Here is a 22,629-nt window from a genome sequence, read left to right as displayed (position 1 = left end):
ACCCGCTGAGTCGATGCGGTTTCACACTCCTGTGGGTGAGTGTCCCGCCCCCTCAGGCGGCGAAGCCGGCGACCCTCAACGCGTGCACGAGGTCCCAGTGGCGCTCGTCCGAGACACCCCTGGCTGCCTCCAGCAGCAACGGTACGAGGGTCGGCGGGTCGGCGGCCACGCTGCGGGCCGCCTCCTCCGGCGTACGGACCCGTACGTAGGCGTCGAGCAGGGCGTGCACCTCGCGTCTGCGCCCCTCATCGGCCAGCCCCAGGACGGCACGGCCGATCTCCTCGGCGGACCGGGCGACACCCTGGCGCAGGATCTGCTCCCCGTCCGGGCCCCGGCCGGCGGCGACCAGCGCGTCCGCCGCCGCGACCAGGCGCCCCGCGGGCAGCGAGGCCGCCTCCCAGAGCAGGGTGGCCCAGTCGGCGCCGAGCCCGGCCCGCTGGAGTTCGACGGCGAGCAGCGGAAAGCGTCCCGCCGCGGAGTAGGCGATCTCGGCGAGCAGGGCGTGCGCCTCCCCGCTGCGGCCCTCCCGGCGCAGCCGGACCAGCCGGTCGACGGCGTCCACGACCTCCAGCCGGTCGGCTCCGTCCACCTGGTCGACGGGCGGCCCGACCTGCTCCACGGTCTCGGCGGCACCGGCGAAGCGGGCGCCCCGGGGCGTGCGGGAGCCGCTGACGCGGGGTTCGGGCAGCACGGGTACGACCGCGGGCGGGACCACGACGGGGGCGGTCTCCTCCTCGACCATGCCGGCGAAGCGGGCGCTGCCCCGGCGGCGCTTGCGCTGCTTGGGCACCTGGACGGGGGGTTCGGGGGTGGGATCGGGGGTGGCGGCGGAGTCGGGCGCGGGGGTCGGATCGGGGGTGGCGGCGGCCGCGGGGTGGGAAGCGGCTGCGGGGTGAGACCCCGCCGAGGGGTGAGACCCCGCCGAGGGGTGAGACCCCGCCGAGGGGTGAGGCCCGGCCGTGGAGCGGGGACCGGCCTCGGCATGAGGCCCGGTGCCTCGGGCGGATCGGGCGGCGTCGGGGGATCCCGTGGCGGACGCACCGGTGCCGAAGGCGCGGAAGCCGTCGGCGGACTCCGCCGTGTGGGAGAAGTCGAAGGCGGAGGAGCCGAAACGAGCGGAGTCGACGCCGTCGCCGGGGCCCGACGCGCGAGCGGTACCGGTCGGGCCGGGGGCTGCGGTACCGGCACCGGGCCCGAAGGGGGTGGCGTGACGGTCGGACTCCGGGGCCTGCCGGGGCGCGCGGGTCCGGGCCGCGTCCGCCGTACCGGGGTCGTGCGGCGCGCTGGGGCCGTGCCCCGTACCAGGACCGTACGGCGTACCGGAGCCGTGCGCCGTATCGGAGCCGAGGGGGGTACCGGAGCCGTGCGGCGTGCCGGGGCCCGTGGGTTGGCGGCCCATCGCCGAGATCCGCCCGGGTGCCGACCGGCGGTCCAGCTCCGCCATCCGCGCGCGCAACTCGGCGCAGCGGGCGGTGGCCCGTGCGTGGTCGTCGCGGGCCCAGGCGAGGTCCAGGCCGAGGGCCTCCGCCTCGTCCCGGCTGGTGGCCCCGGCCAGCGAGCGGCCCAGTTCGGCCTGGCGCTCCGCCGCGTAGCGCTGCTCGCGGATCATGACGTCCAGCCGGTCACCGAGGGCGTCCCGCCCACCGGGACGCAGATCGTGGGCGAGCAGCGCGGCGGCGTGCCACGCCCGTGCCGCCTCGGTCTCGGCCCCGGCTGCCTGAGCCCCGTACTCGGCGCCCAGGTCCTGGAGAAGGGCCTCCAGGACGTCCCAGGGAGGTATCTCGCGCCCGTCCAGACAGGCCCGCATGCCGTCCGGATCTCGCTGCCAGAACACCCCGCACCAGCCGCCGCCCTGTTCGAGGCGCGCCATCAGACCGTTCAGGTAATTCGCGAACTCCCGTACCTGAGCCGGGAGTTGTTCCACTGCCATGCCCAGACTCCCACCCGACCGGAACACTTCGGTCCGTAGGCAACACCAATCGTGTTACGAGGGCGCTACGGGGAGTTTTCCGGGGGAACGCAGAGTACGCCGGCCCTGCCTGAACGTGACGCGCGCGGGCCTCAGACGCCGACCGGCGCGCACAGCCCGGCCAGTTCGTCCATGGAGAGGTCCAGCACCCGCGCGAGCGCGGCCACCGTGAAGAACGCCGGGGTCGGGGCCCGGCCGGTCTCGATCTTCCGCAGCGTCTCGGCGGAGACGCCGGCCCGCGCGGCGACCTCGGCCATGCTGCGGCCGCCGCGGGCCTCGCGGAGCAGGCGCCCGAGCCGCTCGCCGCGCTCGCGCTCTTCTGGGGTCAAGGGGGTACGCACCATGACGCCATTCTAATACCGGTATAGTAATTGGCATGGTGGAACTGAAGACGGACACATCGATCGATGCCATGTACGCCGCGGGACAGGTGGTGGGCCGCGCCCTCACAGCCGTACGGGAAGCCGCTGACGTGGGCGTTTCCCTGCTGGAGCTGGACGAGGTGGCGCGCGGGGTGCTGCGCGCGGCGGGCGCGGGCTCGCCCTTCCTGGGCTATCGGCCCTCCTTCGCGCCGACTCCGTTCCCTGCCGTGCTGTGCACCTCGGTGAACGACGCGATCGTGCACGGCATCCCGACGAAGTACCGCCTGCGCGACGGCGACCTGGTGTCCATGGACTGCGGGGCCGAACTCGACGGCTGGGTCGGCGACTCGGCGATCAGCTTCACCGTGGGCCGGCCCCGACCGGCGGACCTGCGCCTGATCGAGACGCCGAGCGCGCGCTGGCCGCGGGGATCGGGGCGGCCGTGGTCGGCAACCGGATCGGCGACATCGCCCACGCCGTCGGCACGGTCTGCCGGCAGGCCGGGTACGGCATCCCCGAGGGCTTCGGCGGCCACGGCGTGGGCCGGCACATGCACGAGGACCCCTCGGTGCCCAACGAGGGCCGCCCGCACCGGGGCATGCCCCTGCGGCACGGCATGGTTCTGGCGATCGAGCCCATGCTGATCGCGGGTGGCACGGACGGGTACCACGAGGCCCCGGACGGCTGGACCCTGCGCACGAACGACGGATCGAGGGCGGCGCACGCGGAGCACACCGTGGCGATCACGACGGAGGGGCCCCGCGTCCTGACGGCCCGCGCGTCCTGACGGACGGATACGACCGGGGTCGTTCTTCGGGTGCGGCACCGCGTGGGCCGGTCGCGCCGTTCCCCGCGCCCCTGGGGGCCGGGGGCCGGGGGCGCCTGCGCATGCCTCCGGCAGGACTTCGTGCCATCGTGGCATGAGTCCTCTTTGCCCGGGTTTCCCGACTCCGGTACGTCGTCAGCGAAGGTGCGGAAACGATGACCAGCGGCTTCTTCCCGGAAGGCCCGGAGGGAGATCCCTTCGGCGATTTCCTGGCACGGTTCTTCGGCGGCCCCCGCCCCGGCCCGCGCCAGATCAACATCGGCCAGCTGCTCAGTCAGCCGGCCAGGGAACTCGTACGCGGCGCCGCCCAGTACGCCGCCGAGCACGGCAGCCGCGATCTCGACACCCAGCACCTGCTGCGCGCGGCCGTGTCCGCCGAGCCGACCCGGAGCCTGCTCAGCCGGTCCGGGGCCGACCCCGACTCGCTGGCCACGGAGATCGACGAGCGCTCCGGCCCCGTACAGCACCCGCCGGGCGAGGCACCGCCGCCCACCTCGCTCTCCCTCACCCCGGCCGCCAAGCGCGCCCTGCTGGACGCGCACGACCTGGCCCGGGCCCGGGGCGCGGGGTACATCGGCCCGGAGCACGTGCTCAGCGCCCTCGCGGCCAATCCGGACTCGGCCGCGGGCCACATCCTGAACTCGGCCCGGTTCGCGCCCACCGGCCTGCCGCCCGAGGCGCCGGAGACCGCGCAGCGCTCCGAGCGGCCGCGCTCCACCGAGACGCCCACGCTGGACAAGTTCGGCCGGGACCTCACCGAACTGGCCCGCCAGGGCCGGATCGACCCGGTGATCGGGCGGGACGAGGAGATCGAGCAGACCATCGAGGTGCTCTCCCGGCGCGGCAAGAACAACCCGGTGCTGATCGGCGACGCCGGCGTGGGCAAGACGGCCGTCGTGGAGGGCCTGGCCCAGCGCATCGCCGACGGGGACGTCCCGGACGTGCTGAGCGGCCGGCGGGTGGTCGCGCTCGACCTGACGGCCGTGGTCGCGGGCACCCGCTACCGGGGCGACTTCGAGGAGCGCATGACCAACATCGTGGGCGAGATCCGGGCCCACTCCGACCGGCTGATCGTGTTCATCGACGAACTGCACACCGTGGTCGGTGCCGGGGGCGGCGGCGAGGGCGGTTCGATGGACGCGGGCAACATCCTCAAGCCCGCCCTGGCCCGCGGCGAACTGCACATCGTGGGCGCCACCACGCTGGAGGAGTACCGGCGCATCGAGAAGGACGCGGCGCTCTCCCGCCGCTTCCAGCCGATCCTGGTGCCCGAGCCGACGCCCGCGGACGCGATCGAGATCCTGCGCGGCCTAAGGGACCGCTACGAGGCCCATCACCAGGTCCGCTACACCGACGAGGCGCTCGTCGCCGCGGTGGAGCTGTCCGACCGCTATCTGACCGACCGGCGCCTCCCCGACAAGGCGATCGACCTGATCGACCAGGCGGGCGCCCGGGTCCGGCTGCGCTCGCGCACCAAGGGCACCGATGTCCGGGCCATGGAGCGGGAGATGGAACAGCTGGCCCGGGAGAAGGACCAGGCCGTCACGGACGAGCAGTACGAGCAGGCCACGCAACTCCGCGACCGGATCGTGGAGTTGAGGCAGCGGATCATGGACGCGGCCGGGGACGGCACGGCGGACGAGGGCCAGAATCTGGAGGTGACCGCGGAGGCGGTCGCGGAGGTGGTGTCCCGGCTGACCGGGATCCCGGTGGCCAGCCTCACCGAGGAGGAGAAGGACCGGCTGCTGGGCCTGGAGCAGCATCTGCACGAGCGGGTCGTCGGCCAGGACGAGGCCGTGCGCGTGGTCTCCGACGCGGTGCTGCGCTCCCGGGCCGGGCTCGCCAGTCCCGACCGGCCGATCGGCAGCTTCCTCTTCCTCGGCCCGACCGGCGTCGGCAAGACCGAGCTGGCGCGGGCGCTGGCCGAGGCGCTGTTCGGCAGCGAGGAGCGCATGGTCCGGCTCGACATGAGCGAGTACCAGGAGCGGCACACCGTCAGCCGTCTGGTGGGCGCCCCGCCCGGGTACGTGGGCCACGAGGAGGCGGGCCAGCTCACGGAGGTGGTGCGCCGCCACCCGTACTCGCTGCTCCTGTTGGACGAGGTGGAGAAGGCGCACCCGGACGTCTTCAACATCCTGCTCCAGGTCCTGGACGACGGGCGGCTGACCGACTCCCAGGGCCGCACGGTGGACTTCACCAACACCGTGATCGTCATGACCAGCAACCTGGGCTCCGAGGCGATCACCCGGGGCGGGTCGGGGATCGGCTTCGGGGCGGGCGGCGAGCAGGCCGACGAGGAGGCGCGGCGCGAGCGGATCCTCCGGCCGCTGCGCGAGCACTTCCGGCCCGAATTCCTCAACCGGATCGACGAGATCGTGGTGTTCCGCCGGCTCGACCCCGAACAGCTGCGGCGGATCACGGATCTGCTGCTGGACCGGACGCGCCGGCTCATGCGGGCCCAGGAGGTCACGGTCGAGTTCACCGGGCGGGCGGTCGACTGGCTCGCCGAGCGCGGCCACCAGCCCGAGTACGGGGCCCGGCCGCTGCGCCGCACCATCCAGCGCGAGGTGGACAACCAGCTGTCGCGGCTGCTGGTCGACGGCAGGGTCGGGGCGGGCGGACGGGTCACCGTGGACGTCGAGGACGGACGGCTGACCTTCCGGACCGAGGACCCACGGAGCGCCCAGCCCTCCCCCACCACGCCGGGAACTCCGTCTACCGCCGCCCCGCGGGCGACTCCGTCTCCGCCCGACCCGGGCTCCCGGCAGGAACGGCAGGCTCCGCCCGACCCCGGCCCGCCGGAGACCCCGCCCGCCCCCGAGCCGTGACGGCCGGTCCTACCGCGCCGGGCGGCGCCGTGACGGCCGGTCCTACCGCGCCGGGCGCACCACCATCGCCGAACCACCGCCCCTGCGGACCTTCTCGGCCGCGGCGAGCCATCGGCCGTCCGGCAGGCGCTGGACGGCCGTCGCCGCGCCGATCTCGGGGTTGAGCCGGAAGCCGTGCCCGATCGCCTCAAGCGCGGTCCTCGTCGCGCTGTCGTACAGGCCGGGTTCGAGTTCGGTGGTGGTCTGGTTGCGCTGGCTGGCGCGCGGCGCCGCGATGGCGTCGACGAGCGGGAGGCCGCGGTCGAGGAGTCCGGTCAGGGTCTGGAGCACGGTGGTGATGATGGTCGCGCCGCCGGGCGAACCGAGCGCCACCACGGGCCTGTTCTGTCCGTCCAGCACGATCGTCGGGGACATCGAGGAGCGCGGGCGCTTGCCCGGTCCCGGCAGGTTCGGGTCGTGGACGGCGGGGTTGGCCGGGGTGAAGGAGAAGTCGGTCAGTTCGTTGTTGAGGAGGAAGCCGCGGCCCGGGACGGTGATGCCGCTGCCGCCGGTCTGTTCGATGGTCAGCGTGTAGGAGACGACGTTGCCCCACCGGTCGGCGACCGTGAGGTGGGTCGTGCTGTCGCCCTCGTAGGTCGTCGGGGCGGCCGTGCCGCTCGCCTCGCAGGCGGCGGGGTCGCGCGGGTCGCCGGGCGCGAGCGGGCTGGAGAGCACCGCGTCGTCCTTGATCAGGCACTCCCGCGTGTCGGCGTACCGCTGCGACAGCAACTCCCGTGTCGGTACGTCCTCGAAGGCGGGATCGCCGACCCAGCGCCCCCGGTCTGCGAAGGCGATCCGGCTCGCCTCGACGAAGCGGTGCAGGTACCGCGTCCCGCTCGCCGCGGCGAGGTCGGTGCGCTCCAGGATGTTGAGGGCCTCGCCGACGGTGGTGCCGCCGGAGGAGGAGGGCGCCATCGAGTACACGCCGAGACCCCGGTACGAAGTCCGGGTGGGCGCCTGGGACTTGGCGCGGTACGTGGCGAGGTCCTCCGCGGACAGGCGGCCGGGGCGTGCGTTCCAGCCGGAGGCGGGGTCGACCGGGGGCCGGTTGACGGTGGCGACGATGTCCTCGGCGAGGTCGCCCCGGTACAGCGTGCCCACCCCGCGCTCGGCCAGCCGGGCGTAAGTACGGGCGAGGTCGGGGTTCTTGAAGGTGGAGCCGACGACGGGGAGCCGCCCGCCGGGCAGGAACAGCTCCGCGGTGTCCGGGAAGTACCGGAAGCGGGTCTCGTTCGCCGCGGTCTGGGCGCGGAAGGTCTCGTCGACGGTGAAGCCGTCCCGCGCGAGCCGCTCGGCGGGCTTGAGGAGCGTGCCGAGGCTTCTGCTCCCCCACTGGTCCAGGGCCCGCTGCCAGGTGGCGGGTGTGCCGGGGGTGCCGACGCTCAGGCCGCTGCTGACGGCCTCGGCGAAGGGGACCGCGGTGCCGTTCTCCACGAAGAGCCCCGCGTCGGCGGTGCGCGGCGCGGTCTCGCGTCCGTCGATGGTGCGCACGGTCCGGGACCCGGCGTCGTAGTACACGAAGTAGCCGCCTCCGCCGATGCCGGCGGAGTAGGGCTCGGTGACGCCGAGCGCGGCTGCGGTGGCGACGGCCGCGTCGACGGCGTTGCCGCCCTTCCTGAGCACCTCGATGCCGGCGGCGGAGGCGTCCGCGTCCACGCTGGAGACCGCGCCTCCGTACCCGACGGCTACCGGGACCTTCCCCGGCTTCGCGACCGCCGGGTCCGCGGGCGGCGCCGCCCCCACGGAGACCAGGGCGGCGGACACCGCCAGAACCGACAGTCTGCCTGCGACCGGACGACGCATGCGCACCTCCACGGCAAGGGACGTCCGGGCAGCCTATGCCATTAACATGCGCACGTCAGGAACGCGACCACCGTGCGTCGAACACGAGTTTGCGCAACCCCGCTAGCATGCGCGCCCATGAATGACGACCTGCGCAACATCGTCCTGGGTGTGGTGGCGGCCGGCCTGAGCGCCGCCCTCGGCTGGATGGCCCGCACCTATCTGTGGAAGCGCAAGCTCCGCCGCAAGCAGGGCTTCTTCGGGCTGCCCGACAACTCCGAATCGCTGCTCGTGGTGAACCGGGAGGCGGGCGGGCCCGAACTCACGGTGATGCGCCACGACGTGTTCGCACTGCTCGAACTGGCCGCGCTCATCAAGGACTGCAACGCGCACGCCCAGGTCGTCGCGCACGACGCGGCCCAGCAGGGCTTCGGCGAACGCACCGAGTTCTGTGTCGGCGGACCGGCCTCCAACCGCCGGATGACCGCTCATCTCGCCTCCCTGCTGCCGGGCATACGCGTCAACGTGGACGCCGAACCGGGGCCCGACCGGGGCGCCTTCCAGATCGGCAGCGAGCGCTACCGGCTGGAGCCGGGGCGGGGCGAGTACGTCATCCTCGCGCGGCTCACCGCAGGGCAGGGCAGGGAGTCCCGCCCGGTGTTCCTGTTCTGCGGTCAGCGGGCGATCACCAATCAGGCCGCGACGCGCTATCTCGCGCGCAACCACGAGCGGTTGGCCCGCAAGCACGGGAACAACTCCTTCGTCCTGCTGCTGAAGGTCGTCAACTCCCAGGCGTACGGCCCGGACGTGGTGGAACTGGTGGCGGACGTGACGCGGGCGGCGCAGGCTCCGCTGCCGACCCCGGCGCCCGCGAGCACACGCGCCTCCCACCGGGCTTCCTGAGTCCGCGTCCGCTCATCCCGGCCGAGGTGAGCGGCACCCCGTCGCCCGGCGGTGCGACGGAGGGCCGCTCGGCCTCGGCGAGCCGGTCGGCGACGTGCCGTTCACCCCTTCCGGGCGCACCCCGGAAGAGCCGTTCCGTGCGGGCCGGGAGCTGTTCCCTCGGCCCACGCCGGCCCGGCGGGGCGTCCGAGCGCCCCGGTCGTCGACACGGTCGACCCGCTCTGCGTCGAGCACAACCCGACCGGCGCGCAGCTGACCTTCTCCTCGCGGGGGAACGACCCGGGTTGCGTGTCGGCCCTGTTGCGCGAGCAGTGATCTCCGGCCGCCGCCGGGCGGGTATGGCTCTGTGACTGCTGCCCCCTACGGTCGAGGGGCCGTGGGGGGAACCCCACCCGGCAGCAGCGTCCCCCGTACGACCCACCGGACGCGGAGATCGCCGGGGGGCCGGTCCCAGGGGGACGAACCGCCCATCGTAGCCGAGGCTCCCCGTGACGCAGGTGCCGGGCGGGGGGCGGGGCTTGAGCATCCGTCGTCCGGCGCCGCCGAGGGCACAGGTGTGGTACACGGCATCGATCGCGGGTCCCCGTTCAGTGGTTGAGGATCTCGGACGGGAGGTCCCGGGCGCGCTCGCTCCCCGTCCTCCGGGCGACGACGTCCGCGGTCATGCCCGCGGTGGCCGGTCGGCGCGTGACACGCGGTTCCCCCCACTCCTGGTCGACGTCGGACAACTCGATCAACGGATCGACTGCCATGCCCAGCCCTACCCACTCTCAGCCGTGTCGTGGTTGCCGCAAACTATCCAGACAGAACAGGACCCAAGGCGCGACACGCACTTTTCGGGCAATAGCCGTATTTAAACCGCAGCTCAGGCCACGGGCTCACGCCTCCGCGACTTCGGCGTACAGCTGCGACAGCTCGGGCACGCCGTTGGCGGCCCACTCGTGCCCGGAGGCGACGACGTCGAACTCGCGGCCCGAGGAGAGCCGTACGACCGGCTGGCCGTTGGACCAGATCTCCCAGCGGGCCCCGGGGACCGTGCGCACGATCACCGTGCCGAGGTAGAGGCCGGCGTCGTTGCCGAGCCAGGGCAGCACCTCGTCGTCGTCCCGCCAGCGCGGGAGCAGCTGGTCCAGCGCCTCCAGCGAGGCCGCCGAGTCGTCGAGCCCGATCCCCTCCCGGCCCGCCTGGGAACGCAGCAGATCGCACTCCGCGAGCAGCTCCCCGATGCCCTCGTACCCCTCACCCCCGGCGGAGAGCACCGCCACACCGAGGGCGGCGCCGCGCCGCCTGCGCCAGGCCGTCAGGAATGGGATGTTCATACACTCACCCTCGCACCGACCATGCCACCGGCACCACCGGCGCGCGGGAACCGGCCAACCGGATACCCCTTGCCAAAGCTTATTCATCCTCCGTAGAGTTCATCAGGTCATGAGTTCAACAGATGTTGACTTTGGCGTTCCGGGAGGCGGGGACCCGTGCGGAAGATCCCATTCCAGGTGAACGAGGGCGGACTGGTCGCCCTGCTGCCCAACGGCCATGTGGAGTTCCTCGCCAATTCGGCGCACCCGCTGATCCTGCGGCACAACGCCGGACGGGCGGTCCCGGCCGAGGAGTTGATGGCACACGCGATCAACGATCCGCTGGTCACCCTGGACCGGTTCCATCTCTCCGCGCCGGCCATCGCGTTCGTGGAGACCACGAACCTGTGCAACCTGCGCTGCAAGCACTGCTACGCGGACTCCGCCCTCAAGCGCCCCGACGAGATGTCCACCCCGCGCATCAAGGCCCTGCTCGACGAGTTCGCCGAACAGGGCGTTCTCCAGGTCTTTCTGACGGGGGGTGAGATCTTCTCCCACCGGGACGCGGTGGAGATCGTCAACCACGCCCGCACAAAGCCGTTCAGCACCCAGATCTTCACCAACGGCCTGCTCGTGACCGAGGAACGGCTCGCGGCGATCCCGCCGGGCCAGTCGTTCTTCATCAGCTTCGACACCGCCGACCCCGAACGCACCGTGCGGGGCCGGATGGACTTCCCCAAACTCCAGCGCGCCTTCGAGGCGATGCGCCGGCACGGCCATGTCTTCCGTACCGCGATCTCCGTCCACCGCAACAACATCCAGGACGCCGAGGAGATCTTCGAGTGGTGCGCGGAGCGGGGCTACCCCCGGCCTCAGTGGCTGGAGACCCACCCCGTGGGCCGTGCCCTGCTCCACCCAAACATGCTGCTGCGCCCCGAGGACGTCGACGAGGTCTTCGAGGTCTACCGGCGCTGCATGGACCGGTACTCGACCTCCCCCGAGTCCCTTCCCGACGGCGAGGGCGGCACCGGCGCCGAGTCCGGGGGCGGAGGGGGCGCGGCGCCCGCCCGGCGCGCCGCCGACGAGATCCGCGGGGTGGACACCATCCAGTTCTGCCAGCGCCTCGAACGCGCCGTGGGCCAGGAGAAGTGCGGCCGCTCGGTGGTCTACGTCAACAGCCGCGGCGACGTCTACCCGTGCAGCAACTGCATGTCGGGACAGCTGCACCGGGCCGGGAACCTCGCCGAGCGGTCCTTCGCCGACATCTGGGAGACCGGCTTCGACGCCTTCCGCGACATCCGGTTCAGCGACCACACGGTGTGCGGGACCTGCCCGGTGGCCGCGGAGGACATCTGGTGCCAGTTCCGGTGCCCGCCGCTGGCCAAGAACCTCACCGGCGACGCGCGGGGCTGCGGCGCCACCGAGTACCTCCAGGAGTTCATGCTGCGCTCCGGCCGCTACTGGCGTGAGCGCAGGAGGCGCGACATACGCCTGACGCTCACCCCGCGCTAGACGCGCCCCCGGGCGCCGCGTACCACCCCGCCCGGCCGCCGGCCGGGCCCCACCGACCCCGCTCCCGATGCCGTGGGCGGGTCCCGTCCGAGGGCGGCACGAGTGCTGCCGCCCCTCATCGAAGGGAACACGGACATGCCCGAAGAGAAGAAGGTCATCCGCATCCACCTCGAGCCGGGCGAGGAGGGCGTGACGCTCAGCGCCGTCGGCGCCGCCTCGGCCACCGCGCCCAGCGAGACCCTCCTGGTGGAGGCCACCAACATCACCGAGGCCACGGTCATCGAGGTCGAGATCTGACCCACCCCTGTGGTGACACGGACCGGAGCGCAGCAGAACCCCCCGGGCTCGTAGAGGGACGGGCTCGCGGAAGAGCGCTCGAGGGACCCCCGGGACCGCCGAGGGATCGGAAACGGGGGCGAGCGCTGCACGGCCTTCCCGGCCCGTGAGGGACGGGCCGGGAAGGGCCGCGCGCACGTCAGGCGCGGCGTGACCGACCAGCGGGGCCCGCCCTTCGGGCGGACGACGGGAGACCTGGAACAGGCCCCAGCCCGGACAGGAGACGAGGTCGCGATGAGCAAGACGGTTGCTTCAGCCGGCACCACCGCCGTGCGCCCCGGCACAGGACTCGCGCGGCTGCTCCACGAGAACCCGGCCCTCAGGATCGGCCAGGACGACTACAACATCAACGTGACGGCCAACTACGGCGACCGGCTCGACGCCGAGGAGGTCGCCGAGGCCCTGCGCACCCACCCGGGCGCGGGACGGCCCGCGCATCTGTACTTCCACGTGCCGCTGTGCGCGTACGTCTGCCACTTCTGCAACTACGTCAAGCGGAAGATCCCCGGTGGTGAGGAGGGCGAGCGCGCCTCCCGGGTCTGGACGGACCTGCTGATCGAGGAGTCCGAGCGACGGCTCGCGCACGCCCCCTGGCTCTCCGGCGCCCGGATCGAGTCGGTCTACCTCGGCGGCGGCACCGCGTCCCTGCTCGGCACCGAGCAGTTGACACGCCTGGTGCGGCACATGCGGGCCCACTACACGCTCACCGAGGACTGCGAGATCTCCCTGGAGGGGAACCCGGACAACTTCCAGCGCGACGAGCTGGCCGAGGCCGCCGCGCTCGGCTTCAACCGCTTCAGCGTGGGCGTGCAGTCGTTGCAGAGCGAGGTCAACGCCTTCGCCGGGCGCGGCCACGACGCCGGGATGTCGTTGCGCGCGATCGACAAACTCCGGGCGACGGGGCGGCCGTTCAACGCCGACATGATGTTCGGGCTGCCGCACCAGACCCCCGCGAAGGTCGCCTCCGACATCCGGACGCTGATCGACCTGGAGGTGCCCACGATCACCATCTACCGGCTGCGCAACGCGGACCGGGCCAGGATGGGGATCGGCAACCGGGCCCTGTGGAACGTGGAGAGCGTCCGCGACCGGCTGCGCTCGGAGCACGCCTTCCCCGGTCTGGACGAGACGTACGAGATGCGCGAGGCCATCGTGGAGCTGCTGCTCGACGCGGGCTACCACCCGAGCCCGTGCGGCTGGTGGAACCGGCCCGGGATCTACCCGGAGGGCAACATCCCGCGGGTCTCCCGCAACAAGTGGCAGCGCCACGACTCGATGATCGCCTACGGGCCCGGCGCCTACGGCTGGCTCACCCGCGACGACGACACGGTCGTGCAGACCCACAACATCGCCGACATCAGCGGCCACGCCCGGCTGCTCCAGGACGGCCCCGGGCTGCCGCTGGCCTTCGGGCGCAGGCTCGTCGGCCTGGAGGCGGTCGGGCTGGTGCTCGGCTTCAACTTCAAGGCCAACCAGCCCATCGACGCGGCCCGGTTCCGGCGCCGCTTCGGTGTCGAACTGTTCCACGACGAGCCGTTCGCGGCGGTCTTCGCCGAACTGGCCGAGCGCGGCCTGGTCGAGCCGGTACCGGGCACCACGGAGAGCGTCGTGCCCACGCTGGACGGCGAGGCCCTGCACGAGGAGATCATCAGTGTCTACTTCCACCAGCGCATCGGCAGCTTCGCCGAAGCCGTCTGCCGGAGGTGACCGGATGGGCGTGCACCGCCACGAGTTGTGGCGCAAGGACTCGGCCGGGGAGCCGTACCGCCTGAGGCGGTCGTTCCCCGCGGGTCCGGCGAGCGCGACCACGCTGCTCGCCGGCCCCGGAAGCGTCTCGGCCCTCGACGGCGGGGGCCGGGACGACCTGCTGCTCGGCCGGCTGACGGACCGTCTGGTCGGCGCGGGACGGCAGGTCCTGCAGTGCGACATGCCGGTGCGCAATCCGCAGGTCCCCTTCACCGAGAAGGAGTTCGACGCCCGCGTGGAGCGGCTGGACCACCTGCTGCGCGGCAACCGGCACCTGATGACCGGGCCGCTCACCCTGGTCGGCTTCTCGCTGGGCGGGCTGGCCCTGCTGGAGCTGCTGGAGTCGGGCTCCCCGCCGCGCGCCGACCGGGTGGTCCTGGTGGGCACGGTGCTGGAGGAGGACGTCTTCCTCAGCTCGCGCGTGCCCACCGTCGAACTCGTCTACGGCAGCCGCGACCTGATCGGCTATCTGATCGAGGACACCTCGGACTCGGGCGCGAACCCGCAGCCCATCGTCTTCGACCCGGGCATGTACGCCGACTGGTCCGCGCGGCACGTCATCGGGTCCCCCACGCCCGAGGTCAACGTCCATCTGCTCGAAGGACTCGGGCACACCCTGCACCCCGTCGGTCCCGGTCCGGGCCGTGACCCGCTGCCGGAGCTCACCTCGCTGGTGGGGACTGGCCCCCTGACGACGCATCGGCCCACAGCACGACAGGAAAGGTTACGAGATGCCCGCGAGTGAGACCCTCTCCAGCCGGCGGTTCGACAAGATCGCCGACAACTTCGCGACCAGCGAGGTGCACCGGTCGAGCCCGACCATGGAGGCCCTGCACGAGACGCTCGGGTCGCAGACCGGTGCCGCGATCTGCGACGTCGCCTGCGGCGCTGGCCATCTGGCGCTGTCCTTCGCCGAGCAGGCACCGGCCCGGCTGGTGGGTGTCGACCCGGCCCCGTCGATGCTGGAGTCCTTCCGGAAACTCGCCGCCGAACGGCAGGCCACGGTGGAGACGGCACAGGCGGCGGCGGAGCAACTGCCCTTCCCCGACGCCTCCTTCGACCTCGTGGTGTCCCGGCTCGCGCCGCACCACTTCCAGGACATCGAGCGGGCCGTCGGGGAGATGACCCGGCTGCTGCGGCCCGGCGGGCGGCTCGCGGTGATCGACCTGGAGGGCCACCCCGACCCCGTGATCGACGCGCTCAACCACGAGTTGGAGGTCCTGCACGACCCCACGCACGAGCGCAGCTACACCCTCGACGAGTGGGTCGGCTTCCTCCAGGGCGCGGGGCTCAACGTCCCGGTCGCCCGCGGGGGTCAGGCGGAGAGCCGCACCGGGGTGCCGGTGAAGCGGTGGTGCGAGATCGCCTCCTCCGGCGCCGAGGCCGAGGCCGCGATCCGGCGCCGGCTCGCCGAGGCGCCCGAGGAGCAGCGCGCGGCACTGGGCATCCGGCAGAACGGCGAGGAGTTCCTCATCCCGGTGCGCACCTGCATGGTGATCGGCGTCAAACCGCTGGGCGGGGTGCGCTGACATGCCGGTCATCAGGCTGTTCTCCCCCGACGCCAGTCCGGGCCCGGCGGCCCTGGAACAACTCGCCAACGACGTGACCGAGTTGCTGGGGCTGCCGACCGGCCACTGCTGGGTGTGGTGGCAGCGGCTGGAGCCCGGCACCTACCACCGGCCCGAATGGCGCGCCCCGGACACTCCCCCGGCCCCGGTCGGGTTCGTGGTCTGCAAGGCGAGTTACAGCAAGGACCAGGTCGGCGCGCTGCTGCGGCTCATCCAGAGCCGCCTTGCGGCACGGTTGCACGTGCCCGCCGACGAGATCTTCCTCACCGTGCAGCGGGCCGTCACCGGCGAGTTGCTGGTCCGCGACGAGGTGTGGTTCGCGCATCTGGAGGAGCCCCGGCCGGGCGCGGTCACCGACCTGGTGCCGATCGGCCGCGTGCACAGCGACCGCAGCGACCTGTCCGACGACTACTGGGGTGACATCACCTCGGTGATCCGGCTGGACGGACGGCGGTTCGGCCCCGAGGCGCTGCTCGGCCTCGACTCCTTCTCCCACCTGGAGGTGGTCTTCCACTTCCACCGGGTGGCACCGGAGAAGATCCACACCGGGGCACGGCATCCGCGGGGCAACCCCGACTGGCCGCGCGCCGGGATCTTCGCCCAGCGGGCGAAGAACCGCCCCAACCGCATCGGCGTCTCGCGCTGCAAGCTGCTGAAGGTGGACGGCCTCGACGTCCATGTGCGGGGCCTGGACGCCGTGGACGGCACTCCGGTGCTCGACATCAAGCCCTACCTCACCCAGTTCGGCCCGCGCGAGGAGGTCGTACAGCCCGCCTGGGTCGACGACCTGATGCGGGACTACTACTGAACCCGCCCCGATCGGAGCCGACATGAAGAAGTCCGCCGCGCGGGAGCGCCTGCCGCGCAGCGCCCTGACGCTGCTGGCCGCGGTGTTCGTGGACGCGCTCGGCAGCGGGCTCTACATGGCGGTCTCCGTCGTCTTCCTCACCCGCTACCTGCATCTGGGCAGCGGTGAGGTGGGGCTCGGTCTGGGTGTCGCGGGGGCGGTGTCCTTCGCGCTGCTGGTACCCACCGGGATCCTGGCGGACCGGGCCGGTCCGCGCCGGATGCTGCTCGCTGCCCATCTGACCCGGGCGGCGCTGCTGGCGTGCTACCCGTTCGCATCGTCCTTCGTCTCCTTCCTCCTCGTGGTCTCCCTGCTCGCGGTCGCCGACCGCGCCGCCTCCCCGCTGGTGCAGGGGATGTTCGGGGCGGCCGTGGAGCCCGGTCAGCGGGTGCGGGCCATGGGCATGGCCCGGTCGCTGCAGAACCTGGGCCTGGCGCTCGGCGGACTCGCGGCCGCCGGGGCACTGCTCGGGGACAGCGACGGGGTGTACCTGGCCGTCGTGTACGTCAACGCGCTGTCGTTCGTGCTCGCCGCCGTGCTGGTGACCCGGCTGCGGGCGGGCGGCGCCGGCGGCAGCGGCCGGCCGCTGCCGTGGCGGCGTCGGCTGGCGGTCTTCCGGGACCGGCGGTTCACCGTCCTGACCGTGCTGAACTCCGTGGTGAGCCTGCATGTGACGGTGCTGACCGTCGGTGTCCCGCTGTGGGTGCTGGCCCACGACGAGCTGCCCCGGGCCGTGATCGCCTGGACGCTGGTGCTCAACACGGTCGTCGTGGTGCTCTTCCAGGTGCGGGCGACCCGCGGCGTCGAGAGCGCCGCGGACGGCGGCCGCGCGCTCCGGCTGAGCGGGCTGCTGCTCGCCGCCGGCTGCCTCGCGCTGGCCGCCACCGGCGAGTTGTCGACCACCGCCGCGGTCACGGTGCTGCTGCTGGCGGTCGCCTTCCAGGCGTTCGCGGAGATGTACCAGCAGGCGGGCGCCTGGGCGATCTCCTACGACCTGGCGCCCGAGGACCGGCGCCAGGTGTATCTGGCCTTCTTCAGCCTGGGCAACGCCGCCCGCAACACCTACGGTCCCCTCGTCGTCACCTTCCTCGTGGTGCAACGCGGGGCCGTCGGCTGGCTGTTGCTCGGTGCCCTGGCGCTCGGCTGCGGCGTCTGGGCGTCCCGGTCCGGCCGCCCCTCCACTCTTCCCGGCGCGCAGCCCGCGCCGGCCGTACCGCTGACCGATATCCAAGGAGAGTCCCATGGCACCCACCCCTGAACAGTCCGTCATCATCGTCGGCGCAGGACCCACCGGACTGGCGCTCGCCTGTGAGCTGGCCGCCGCCGGGGTCTCCTGCACCGTGCTGGAACGCCGTACGGAGGCGTCCGGGCAGTCCCGTGCCATGGCGCTGTACAGCAGGACCCTGGAGGTGCTCGATCTGCGCGGCCACGCCGACGCGCTCACCGCGGTGGGCCGGCCGGTCGGCCGGATGCTGCCCGCGCGGGGCGCGGAGATCGACTTCACCGCGATCGACAGCCCCTTCCCGGCGCTCTACGTGATCCCGCAGAGCCGGACCGAGGAGGCGCTGCTGCAACGCGCCGTCGACCTCGGGGTCATCGTGCAGCGCGGGGCGGAGGTGTTCGGCCTGGAGCAGGACGCGACCGGGGTGCGGCTCAACGTGCGGACCGAGTCCGGTGAGTGGCAGGAGACCGCGGACTACGTGGTGGGCTGCGACGGCGCGCACAGCGCGGTGCGCGAACTGTCCGGGATCGCCTTCCGCGGCCGTACCTACGACATCGCGCCGATCCTCGCGGACGTCCGGCTCCAGACCCCGCCGCCGGACGACGTGGTGATCCTCAGCGGTGGCGGCGCGATGATGGTGACCGTGCCCTTCGGGGACGGCTGGTACCGCGTGGCGGTGGGGCACCGGGACCACCCCTGGACGCGGGACGAGGTGACGCTGGAGGAGCTGTCCGAGCGGCTGACCGAGGTGCTCGGCTTCGACCCGAAGCCGCACGACGCCCGGTGGCTGGCCCGCTTCAAGATCCATCAGCGGCTCGCCGACCAGTACCGCACCGGCCGGGTGCTGCTGGCGGGCGACGCGGCCCATCTGCACTCGCCGCTGGGCGGCCAGGGCCTCAACCTCGGTATCCAGGACGCCGTCAACCTCGGCTGGAAGCTGGCCGCCACGATCCAGGGCTGGGCGCCGGCCGGGCTGCTCGACACCTACCAGGCCGAACGGCGGCCCCAGGCGCAGAGGATCCTCAAGGCCACCGACCACGCCACCCGGATGGCCACCCATCCCTCGCCGGTGGTCACGGGGATCCGCCGGGTGGTGCTGGGCCGGCTGCTCGGCCGTCGCAGGATCAAGCAGCTCGCCGGTGAGGCGCTGTCCGGGCTGCGCGCCGGGTACGCGGGCCGGGGCCGTCCCGCCGTCCTCGGCGGCGCCCGGCTGCGCGCGGGCCAGCGGGTGCCGGATCTGGCCGTGCCGCAGACCGGGGGCGCCCCGGTGCGGATGTACGAGTTGATGCGGGACGGGCGGTTCCTGCTGCTCGACCTCGGCGGGGACGGCGTGGCGGCCGGGGTCGCCGAGGGCTGGGGCTCGCGGGTCTGCCCGGTCCGGGTGGACGGGCGGCTGCCTCAACTCTCGGGAATCAAGGCCCTGTTGGTCCGCCCGGACGGTTACGCTGCCTGGGTGGACAGCACGGCGTCGCCCTCGGGCCGCGAGGACCGCGTACGGCAGGCCCTGCACCGCTGGTGCGGCACCGAGGGGCCGGCGGCGCAGCTCCGCACGCCCCCCGCCGCCGAGGCGGCCGCGCCGCGCCGTACCGCGCGCGAGGAGCCCGCCGAGGCCCCCGACTCGGAACCGGCGCCCGCCGACCGCACGTGACGCGAGGACCGCGTGGACACCCTGGAGGACCGACCGCAGCCGTCCGCACCCCTCGCATCGCTCCGGACGCGGGGGTGCGGACGGACCAGACGCCGAAAGATGCCCGTCCATGGCCCAGCCACTGATGCCGACGCGTTCCCAGCGCACCCGGGAGGCCATACTGCGGGCGGCCCGGATGCACTTCGCCGCCGACGGCTACCAGCGTTCGACGATCAGGGCCATCGCGGCGACCGCCGCCATCGACCCGTCCATGGTCATGCGCTACTTCGGCAGCAAGGAGCAGTTGTTCGACGCGGCACTCGATGTCGACCTGGGGCTGCCCGACCTCACCGGCACGCCGATGGAGCTGCTCCCGCAGGCGCTGATCACGCGCTTCCTCGCCCCCTGGGAGGACGATCTGGACGAGGGCTCCATGCGACTGCTGCTGCGCTGCGCGGCGACCAACGAGCGGGCGGCGGAGCATCTTCGGCAAGTGCTGCACGAGCAGTTCACGAGCAGTCTGCGGGGCGTCCTCGGGGCGGAGCGGGCGGACGCGTGCAGCGGGGTGCTGGCGGCGCAGTTGCTGGGAGTGGCGTTCACCCGCTACGTCCTGCGACTGCGCCCGATCGCCGATCTGCCGGTGGCGACACTGGCGGAGTTGGTGGCGCCCTCGATGCGGACGGTACTGGCTTCCGCGTAGGACGGATAAGAAGGAACGGACAAGGTAAGGAAGAGTCCAAGACTCCGCATGGTCATGGCCTCAAGGTGTCCTGCCTGATAAGGTATTTTCACTGTACAGTGAATTACTTGTTCCGACGCTCCTCACCCAAAGTGCAGTGATCTCATGAAATCCAGTCGCCCAGACGGTTCCGCTTCTACCTCCGGGGGGTCCGAGGAGCCCGAAACGACCGCCACCGGTCCGCAGCCGCGGCGGAGCAGGCCGCAGCGCGCGCGCAGCGGGCGCCGCCCCGGCGACAGCGGCACCAGGGAACAGATTCTGGAAGCCGCACTCCACCTCTTCGCCGAGCGCGGCTACGCACGGACCACCATCCGGGCCATCGCCGAGAACGCGAGTGTGGACCCCGCCCTGGTGCACCACTTCTTCACCAACAAGGAAGGAGTGTTCGACGCCGCGGTCAACTCCCAGTTCAGTGTCTCGGCGGCCTTCGACACCATGCCGATCGCCGAGGACGCCACCTCGGAGGCGGCCTGGCTCGCGCACACCTACTTCTCCTTCTGGGAGAACGAGACGACCCGCTACGCCATGACCGCCATCTACCGTGCGGGGCTCGCGGACAGTGTCACGTCGGACGTGCTCAGATCGCGGATCGAGGCGAGCACCAAGTCCTGGTCCAGTGCCAGCGGTTACCGGGACGTGTCGGACTCGGAGGCCCGCGCCGCCCTGGCCTCGGGCCACATCATCGGACTGGCCATCCTGCGCTACGTGCTGGAGGTCCAGCCGCTTGCGGACATGAGCTACGAGGAGTTCCTCGGCTGGGTGGTGCCTGCGCTGGAACTGCGCCTGTCCTCCACGCTGGAGCCCCGCGTGAAGGACGGTCAGGCGGATCCGGACCGGGACGCGTCCGGCGACGCGGACCAAGTCGGGGGAACGCCGCCGCCGGCGTGAGGGCGGCGGCCTCCACGCCGGTCCGGCCGCCACGCCGGTCCGGCCGCCACGCACCCACCGGTCCCCCCACGTCGGATCCTCCGGACGTGGGGGGCGTTCCATGTCTGCGGTCGGCGGGTACGGCGGCCGGAGGCCGGCACCGCATCAGACCTCGTCGTGCCAGACGGCCTTCACCGCCATGATGGCGACGCCCGGCCCGGCCGCGAGCAGCAGTCCGCGCGCACCGTCGGCGGGCGGCTTGGCGAACGTGCGCTCCAGGACTTCCAGCACCGAGGCCGAGCCCACGTTGCCCACGTCCCGCAGCGAGTCGCGGGCCAGGCCGAACAGTTCGGGCGGGCCGCCGATCCCGGCGGCGAGGGCGTCGATGATCCGGGGCCCGCCGGTGTGCGAGACGATGAACTCCGGCCGGCCGTTCTCCCCGGGCGGCGCGGTGAGCTCCAGCCATTCGACCAGCCTCGGCAGGACCCCTCGGATGGCGTTCACCAGCACGGGAGAGTTGTAACCGTGCAGCCCATGACTGGAGGTACGGGTTCCGACCACGTCCTGGCTCCCCAGGTGCAGGCACTCCCACGAACCGGTGAGTTCCATGTGCGGGCCGTTCGCGCTCCCCCGCACCACGCAGGCGCCCGCGGCATCGGCGAACAGCCCCTTGAGGATCAGGCCCGTCATGTCGGTGTCGGCGTGGTTCAGGTAGTAGCTGAAGACGTCGGCGCACACGACGAGCACGTTCGCCTCCGGCCGGGCCGCGACCAGTTCCATGGCCGTGGAGATCCCGAACACCCCGCCCGCGCAGCCCATCTGCGTCACCGGGATCCGCCGGACCGAAGGCCGCAGGTCCAGGCGGCGCACCAGCCCCACGTCGAGGCCCGGCATGGTGTGTCCGGTGGCACTGGTGACCACGATGGCGTCGACCTCGCCGACGCACAGGCCCGCCTCCCGCAGCGCACCTCTGGCGGCGCGTTCCGCCAGCTCCAGGGAGGCTTCGAGGTGTTCACGCGCCTGCTGCTCGACCGGGGGCTGCCGGCGCAGCCACTCCATCGGCGGCCGGGTGTACCAGCGCGTCTGAATGGTGGTACCCCGAATGGCCCGGCAGCCTGCGGCGAGCCTTGGCTCGTCCGCGTACAACTCGCTTATCTCTTTGATGAGTTCGTCCGTGGTCACCTGGTAGCGGGGCAGGGCGACGACGGGTGCGGTCACAACGGGCACGACATCTCCAAGGATTGGGAACCAGCAGGTGAGAAGGCGCCGATCACGTCCGGCCCGGCGGTCGGGCGCCCGACCGGCGTCGCAGCCGCTGTCGGGCGAATCGCCCCACGGAGAATCTGGGCATGCCGAACACTCCCCCCGGTGTGTGACGGTGCTGCCTTCGCAGGCGCTTCGATGGCGCGGTTCGCCGAAAGCGCGCATGGCGAACAGCGCGCCCGACGGCACATGGCGATGCAGGAAAGATGCGTTCGAGGCTTTCCCCTGCCGGACACGACCCGGGGTCCACCTCGCAACTTGAAGGTACGAGAGCGGAGTTGACTCCAACTAGAGCGAAATTCAACGCGTATGGAATTTAATCCGGGAGGACAGCCGAGACCACCACCGGCCACCGGGATCACACCGAGAAAGGGCCGACCGCCATGCAGGCACCTCCGCACTACGCGGACCCCGACCCCTGGACGGAACACGCGGCCTGCCGCGACACCGACCCCGAGACCTTCTTCCCGCTCCCCGGAGCCTCGGGCGGCCTCGACCGGGAAGCGACCGCCAAGCGCCTGTGCGGGCGTTGTCCAGTGGCCCGCGAGTGCCTGCGGGAGGCGCTGCTGCACGACGAGGGCGCCGGGATCTGGGGCGGGTTCAACGCGCGGGAGCGGCGGGAGCTGCTGCGGATCGCCGGCACGCTGGAGTCGACCGGGGCGCAGTTGGCCGCCCTCCTGGCGGGCGGCGGGCGCAGGCTGAGCGCGACGCCCCGGGAGCGGCCCGCGTACGTGTGGTACCTGCGCCACCACGGCTGGACCCCGCGCCGTATCGCGGGCGCCCTCGGCATCAGCTTCGGCCAGGTCCAACAAGCTTGGCACCTCGCGGAGTTGGCGTCGTCCTGCACGCGGGGTCCGGTGAGCGGGATGCCCAATCCCCGGGCACCGCGCAAGCG

18 protein-coding genes and 3 pseudogenes are annotated in these 22,629 nt (G+C 72.6%); 15 read left to right on the top strand and 6 right to left on the bottom strand.

Features of this window, described 5'->3' with window-relative positions:
* Positions 1-52: 52 nt before the first annotated feature.
* Positions 53-1,930 carry a hypothetical protein gene (locus AB0E07_RS22605; RefSeq protein ID WP_362254875.1) on the bottom strand — a complete coding sequence of 626 codons (1,878 nt, stop codon included), beginning with the start codon at positions 1,928-1,930 and terminating at the stop codon, positions 53-55.
* A gap of 131 nt (positions 1,931-2,061) precedes the next feature.
* Positions 2,062-2,313 (bottom strand): helix-turn-helix transcriptional regulator, encoded by a 252-nt coding sequence (locus tag AB0E07_RS22600; protein ID WP_362254872.1) that lies wholly within the window; start codon positions 2,311-2,313, stop codon positions 2,062-2,064.
* Between the two features lie 32 nt (positions 2,314-2,345).
* Here AB0E07_RS22600 and map point away from each other — a divergent pair.
* Together map and AB0E07_RS22590 are read left to right on the top strand one after the other, a co-directional pair.
* Positions 2,346-3,118 (top strand): annotated as a pseudogene (map, locus tag AB0E07_RS22595) (type I methionyl aminopeptidase).
* Positions 3,119-3,312: 194 nt separating this feature from the next.
* Positions 3,313-5,985, top strand: coding sequence for an ATP-dependent Clp protease ATP-binding subunit (locus AB0E07_RS22590; RefSeq protein ID WP_362254869.1), 2,673 nt, complete (start codon positions 3,313-3,315; stop codon positions 5,983-5,985).
* A gap of 42 nt (positions 5,986-6,027) precedes the next feature.
* On the opposite strand, the gene ggt is transcribed toward AB0E07_RS22590, so the two are convergent.
* A complete protein-coding gene (gene ggt, locus AB0E07_RS22585; RefSeq protein ID WP_362254866.1) occupies positions 6,028-7,827 on the bottom strand; it encodes a gamma-glutamyltransferase in 1,800 nt (599 codons plus the stop codon).
* A 117-nt stretch (positions 7,828-7,944) separates the two neighbouring features.
* Between ggt and AB0E07_RS22580 the strand changes: the two genes are divergently transcribed.
* Positions 7,945-8,709, top strand: coding sequence for a hypothetical protein (locus AB0E07_RS22580; RefSeq protein WP_362254863.1), 765 nt, complete (start codon positions 7,945-7,947; stop codon positions 8,707-8,709).
* A 55-nt stretch (positions 8,710-8,764) separates the two neighbouring features.
* Positions 8,765-9,024 (top strand): annotated as a pseudogene (locus AB0E07_RS22575) (acyl esterase); the annotation flags it as partial.
* A gap of 272 nt (positions 9,025-9,296) precedes the next feature.
* On the opposite strand, the gene AB0E07_RS22570 reads toward AB0E07_RS22575, so the two are convergent.
* Both AB0E07_RS22570 and AB0E07_RS22565 read right to left on the bottom strand, forming a co-directional pair.
* Positions 9,297-9,461 carry a hypothetical protein gene (locus AB0E07_RS22570; protein ID WP_362254861.1) on the bottom strand — a complete coding sequence of 55 codons (165 nt, stop codon included), beginning with the start codon at positions 9,459-9,461 and terminating at the stop codon, positions 9,297-9,299.
* Positions 9,462-9,587: 126 nt separating this feature from the next.
* Complete coding sequence (locus AB0E07_RS22565; protein WP_362254858.1) at positions 9,588-10,028, bottom strand: DUF6278 family protein; 441 nt, start codon at positions 10,026-10,028, stop codon at positions 9,588-9,590.
* A gap of 156 nt (positions 10,029-10,184) precedes the next feature.
* On the opposite strand from AB0E07_RS22565, the gene AB0E07_RS22560 reads away from it, so the two are divergent.
* The 10 genes from AB0E07_RS22560 to AB0E07_RS22515 all read left to right on the top strand — a co-directional run bounded on the left by AB0E07_RS22560 (position 10,185) and on the right by AB0E07_RS22515 (position 20,492).
* A complete protein-coding gene (locus tag AB0E07_RS22560; RefSeq protein WP_362254855.1) occupies positions 10,185-11,519 on the top strand; it encodes a radical SAM protein in 1,335 nt (444 codons plus the stop codon).
* A 135-nt stretch (positions 11,520-11,654) separates the two neighbouring features.
* Entirely contained in the window at positions 11,655-11,816 is a 162-nt protein-coding gene (locus AB0E07_RS22555) for a hypothetical protein (RefSeq protein WP_269662568.1), read from the top strand.
* A gap of 273 nt (positions 11,817-12,089) precedes the next feature.
* A complete protein-coding gene (locus AB0E07_RS22550; RefSeq protein ID WP_362254851.1) occupies positions 12,090-13,562 on the top strand; it encodes a radical SAM protein in 1,473 nt (490 codons plus the stop codon).
* A 4-nt stretch (positions 13,563-13,566) separates the two neighbouring features.
* Positions 13,567-14,346 (top strand): hypothetical protein, encoded by a 780-nt coding sequence (locus AB0E07_RS22545; RefSeq protein WP_362254848.1) that lies wholly within the window; start codon positions 13,567-13,569, stop codon positions 14,344-14,346.
* Positions 14,333-15,130, top strand: a complete 798-nt coding sequence (locus AB0E07_RS22540; RefSeq protein WP_362254845.1) for a class I SAM-dependent methyltransferase — start codon at positions 14,333-14,335, stop codon at positions 15,128-15,130. Before AB0E07_RS22545 ends, AB0E07_RS22540 begins: the two co-directional genes overlap by 14 nt.
* Positions 15,131-15,530: 400 nt before the next feature.
* Positions 15,531-15,977, top strand: a complete 447-nt coding sequence (locus AB0E07_RS22535) for an SAM-dependent methyltransferase (protein ID WP_362254982.1) — start codon at positions 15,531-15,533, stop codon at positions 15,975-15,977.
* Positions 15,978-15,999: 22 nt separating this feature from the next.
* Positions 16,000-17,274 carry an MFS transporter gene (locus AB0E07_RS22530; protein ID WP_362254842.1) on the top strand — a complete coding sequence of 425 codons (1,275 nt, stop codon included), beginning with the start codon at positions 16,000-16,002 and terminating at the stop codon, positions 17,272-17,274.
* Positions 17,258-18,886, top strand: coding sequence for an FAD-dependent oxidoreductase (locus tag AB0E07_RS22525; protein WP_362254839.1), 1,629 nt, complete (start codon positions 17,258-17,260; stop codon positions 18,884-18,886). Before AB0E07_RS22530 ends, AB0E07_RS22525 begins: the two co-directional genes overlap by 17 nt.
* A gap of 109 nt (positions 18,887-18,995) precedes the next feature.
* Complete coding sequence (locus AB0E07_RS22520) at positions 18,996-19,565, top strand: TetR family transcriptional regulator (RefSeq protein WP_362254836.1); 570 nt, start codon at positions 18,996-18,998, stop codon at positions 19,563-19,565.
* A gap of 144 nt (positions 19,566-19,709) precedes the next feature.
* Positions 19,710-20,492: a TetR/AcrR family transcriptional regulator gene (locus AB0E07_RS22515; RefSeq protein ID WP_362254834.1), complete on the top strand. Its 783-nt coding sequence runs from the start codon at positions 19,710-19,712 to the stop codon at positions 20,490-20,492.
* A 144-nt stretch (positions 20,493-20,636) separates the two neighbouring features.
* On the opposite strand, the gene AB0E07_RS22510 is transcribed toward AB0E07_RS22515, so the two are convergent.
* Entirely contained in the window at positions 20,637-21,698 is a 1,062-nt protein-coding gene (locus AB0E07_RS22510; RefSeq protein ID WP_362254831.1) for a PhlD, read from the bottom strand.
* A gap of 419 nt (positions 21,699-22,117) precedes the next feature.
* Between AB0E07_RS22510 and AB0E07_RS22505 the strand changes: the two are divergent.
* Positions 22,118-22,348, top strand: a pseudogene (locus tag AB0E07_RS22505) (WhiB family transcriptional regulator); the annotation flags it as partial.
* Positions 22,349-22,629: the final 281 nt, after the last annotated feature.

The sequence above is a fragment of the Streptomyces sp. NPDC048002 genome, from assembly GCF_040653275.1.
GTDB lineage: Bacteria > Actinomycetota > Actinomycetes > Streptomycetales > Streptomycetaceae > Streptomyces.
This window is presented reverse-complemented; position numbering and strand designations above follow the sequence as displayed.

Excerpts from the sequence above, each read along its gene's own strand:
- AB0E07_RS22565 (WP_362254858.1), bottom strand. The coding sequence starts at position 10,028 with ATGAACATCCCATTCCTGACGGCCTGGCGCAGGCGGCGCGGCGCCGCC.
- AB0E07_RS22520 (WP_362254836.1), top strand. The coding sequence starts at position 18,996 with ATGGCCCAGCCACTGATGCCGACGCGTTCCCAGCGCACCCGGGAGGCC.
- AB0E07_RS22590 (WP_362254869.1), top strand. The coding sequence starts at position 3,313 with ATGACCAGCGGCTTCTTCCCGGAAGGCCCGGAGGGAGATCCCTTCGGC.
- AB0E07_RS22530 (WP_362254842.1), top strand. The coding sequence starts at position 16,000 with ATGAAGAAGTCCGCCGCGCGGGAGCGCCTGCCGCGCAGCGCCCTGACG.
- AB0E07_RS22570 (WP_362254861.1), bottom strand. The coding sequence starts at position 9,461 with ATGGCAGTCGATCCGTTGATCGAGTTGTCCGACGTCGACCAGGAGTGG.
- AB0E07_RS22605 (WP_362254875.1), bottom strand. The coding sequence starts at position 1,930 with ATGGCAGTGGAACAACTCCCGGCTCAGGTACGGGAGTTCGCGAATTAC.
- AB0E07_RS22555 (WP_269662568.1), top strand. The coding sequence starts at position 11,655 with ATGCCCGAAGAGAAGAAGGTCATCCGCATCCACCTCGAGCCGGGCGAG.
- AB0E07_RS22580 (WP_362254863.1), top strand. The coding sequence starts at position 7,945 with ATGAATGACGACCTGCGCAACATCGTCCTGGGTGTGGTGGCGGCCGGC.
- AB0E07_RS22600 (WP_362254872.1), bottom strand. The coding sequence starts at position 2,313 with ATGGTGCGTACCCCCTTGACCCCAGAAGAGCGCGAGCGCGGCGAGCGG.
- AB0E07_RS22540 (WP_362254845.1), top strand. The coding sequence starts at position 14,333 with ATGCCCGCGAGTGAGACCCTCTCCAGCCGGCGGTTCGACAAGATCGCC.
- ggt (WP_362254866.1), bottom strand. The coding sequence starts at position 7,827 with ATGCGTCGTCCGGTCGCAGGCAGACTGTCGGTTCTGGCGGTGTCCGCC.
- AB0E07_RS22525 (WP_362254839.1), top strand. The coding sequence starts at position 17,258 with ATGGCACCCACCCCTGAACAGTCCGTCATCATCGTCGGCGCAGGACCC.
- AB0E07_RS22550 (WP_362254851.1), top strand. The coding sequence starts at position 12,090 with ATGAGCAAGACGGTTGCTTCAGCCGGCACCACCGCCGTGCGCCCCGGC.
- AB0E07_RS22515 (WP_362254834.1), top strand. The coding sequence starts at position 19,710 with ATGAAATCCAGTCGCCCAGACGGTTCCGCTTCTACCTCCGGGGGGTCC.
- AB0E07_RS22545 (WP_362254848.1), top strand. The coding sequence starts at position 13,567 with ATGGGCGTGCACCGCCACGAGTTGTGGCGCAAGGACTCGGCCGGGGAG.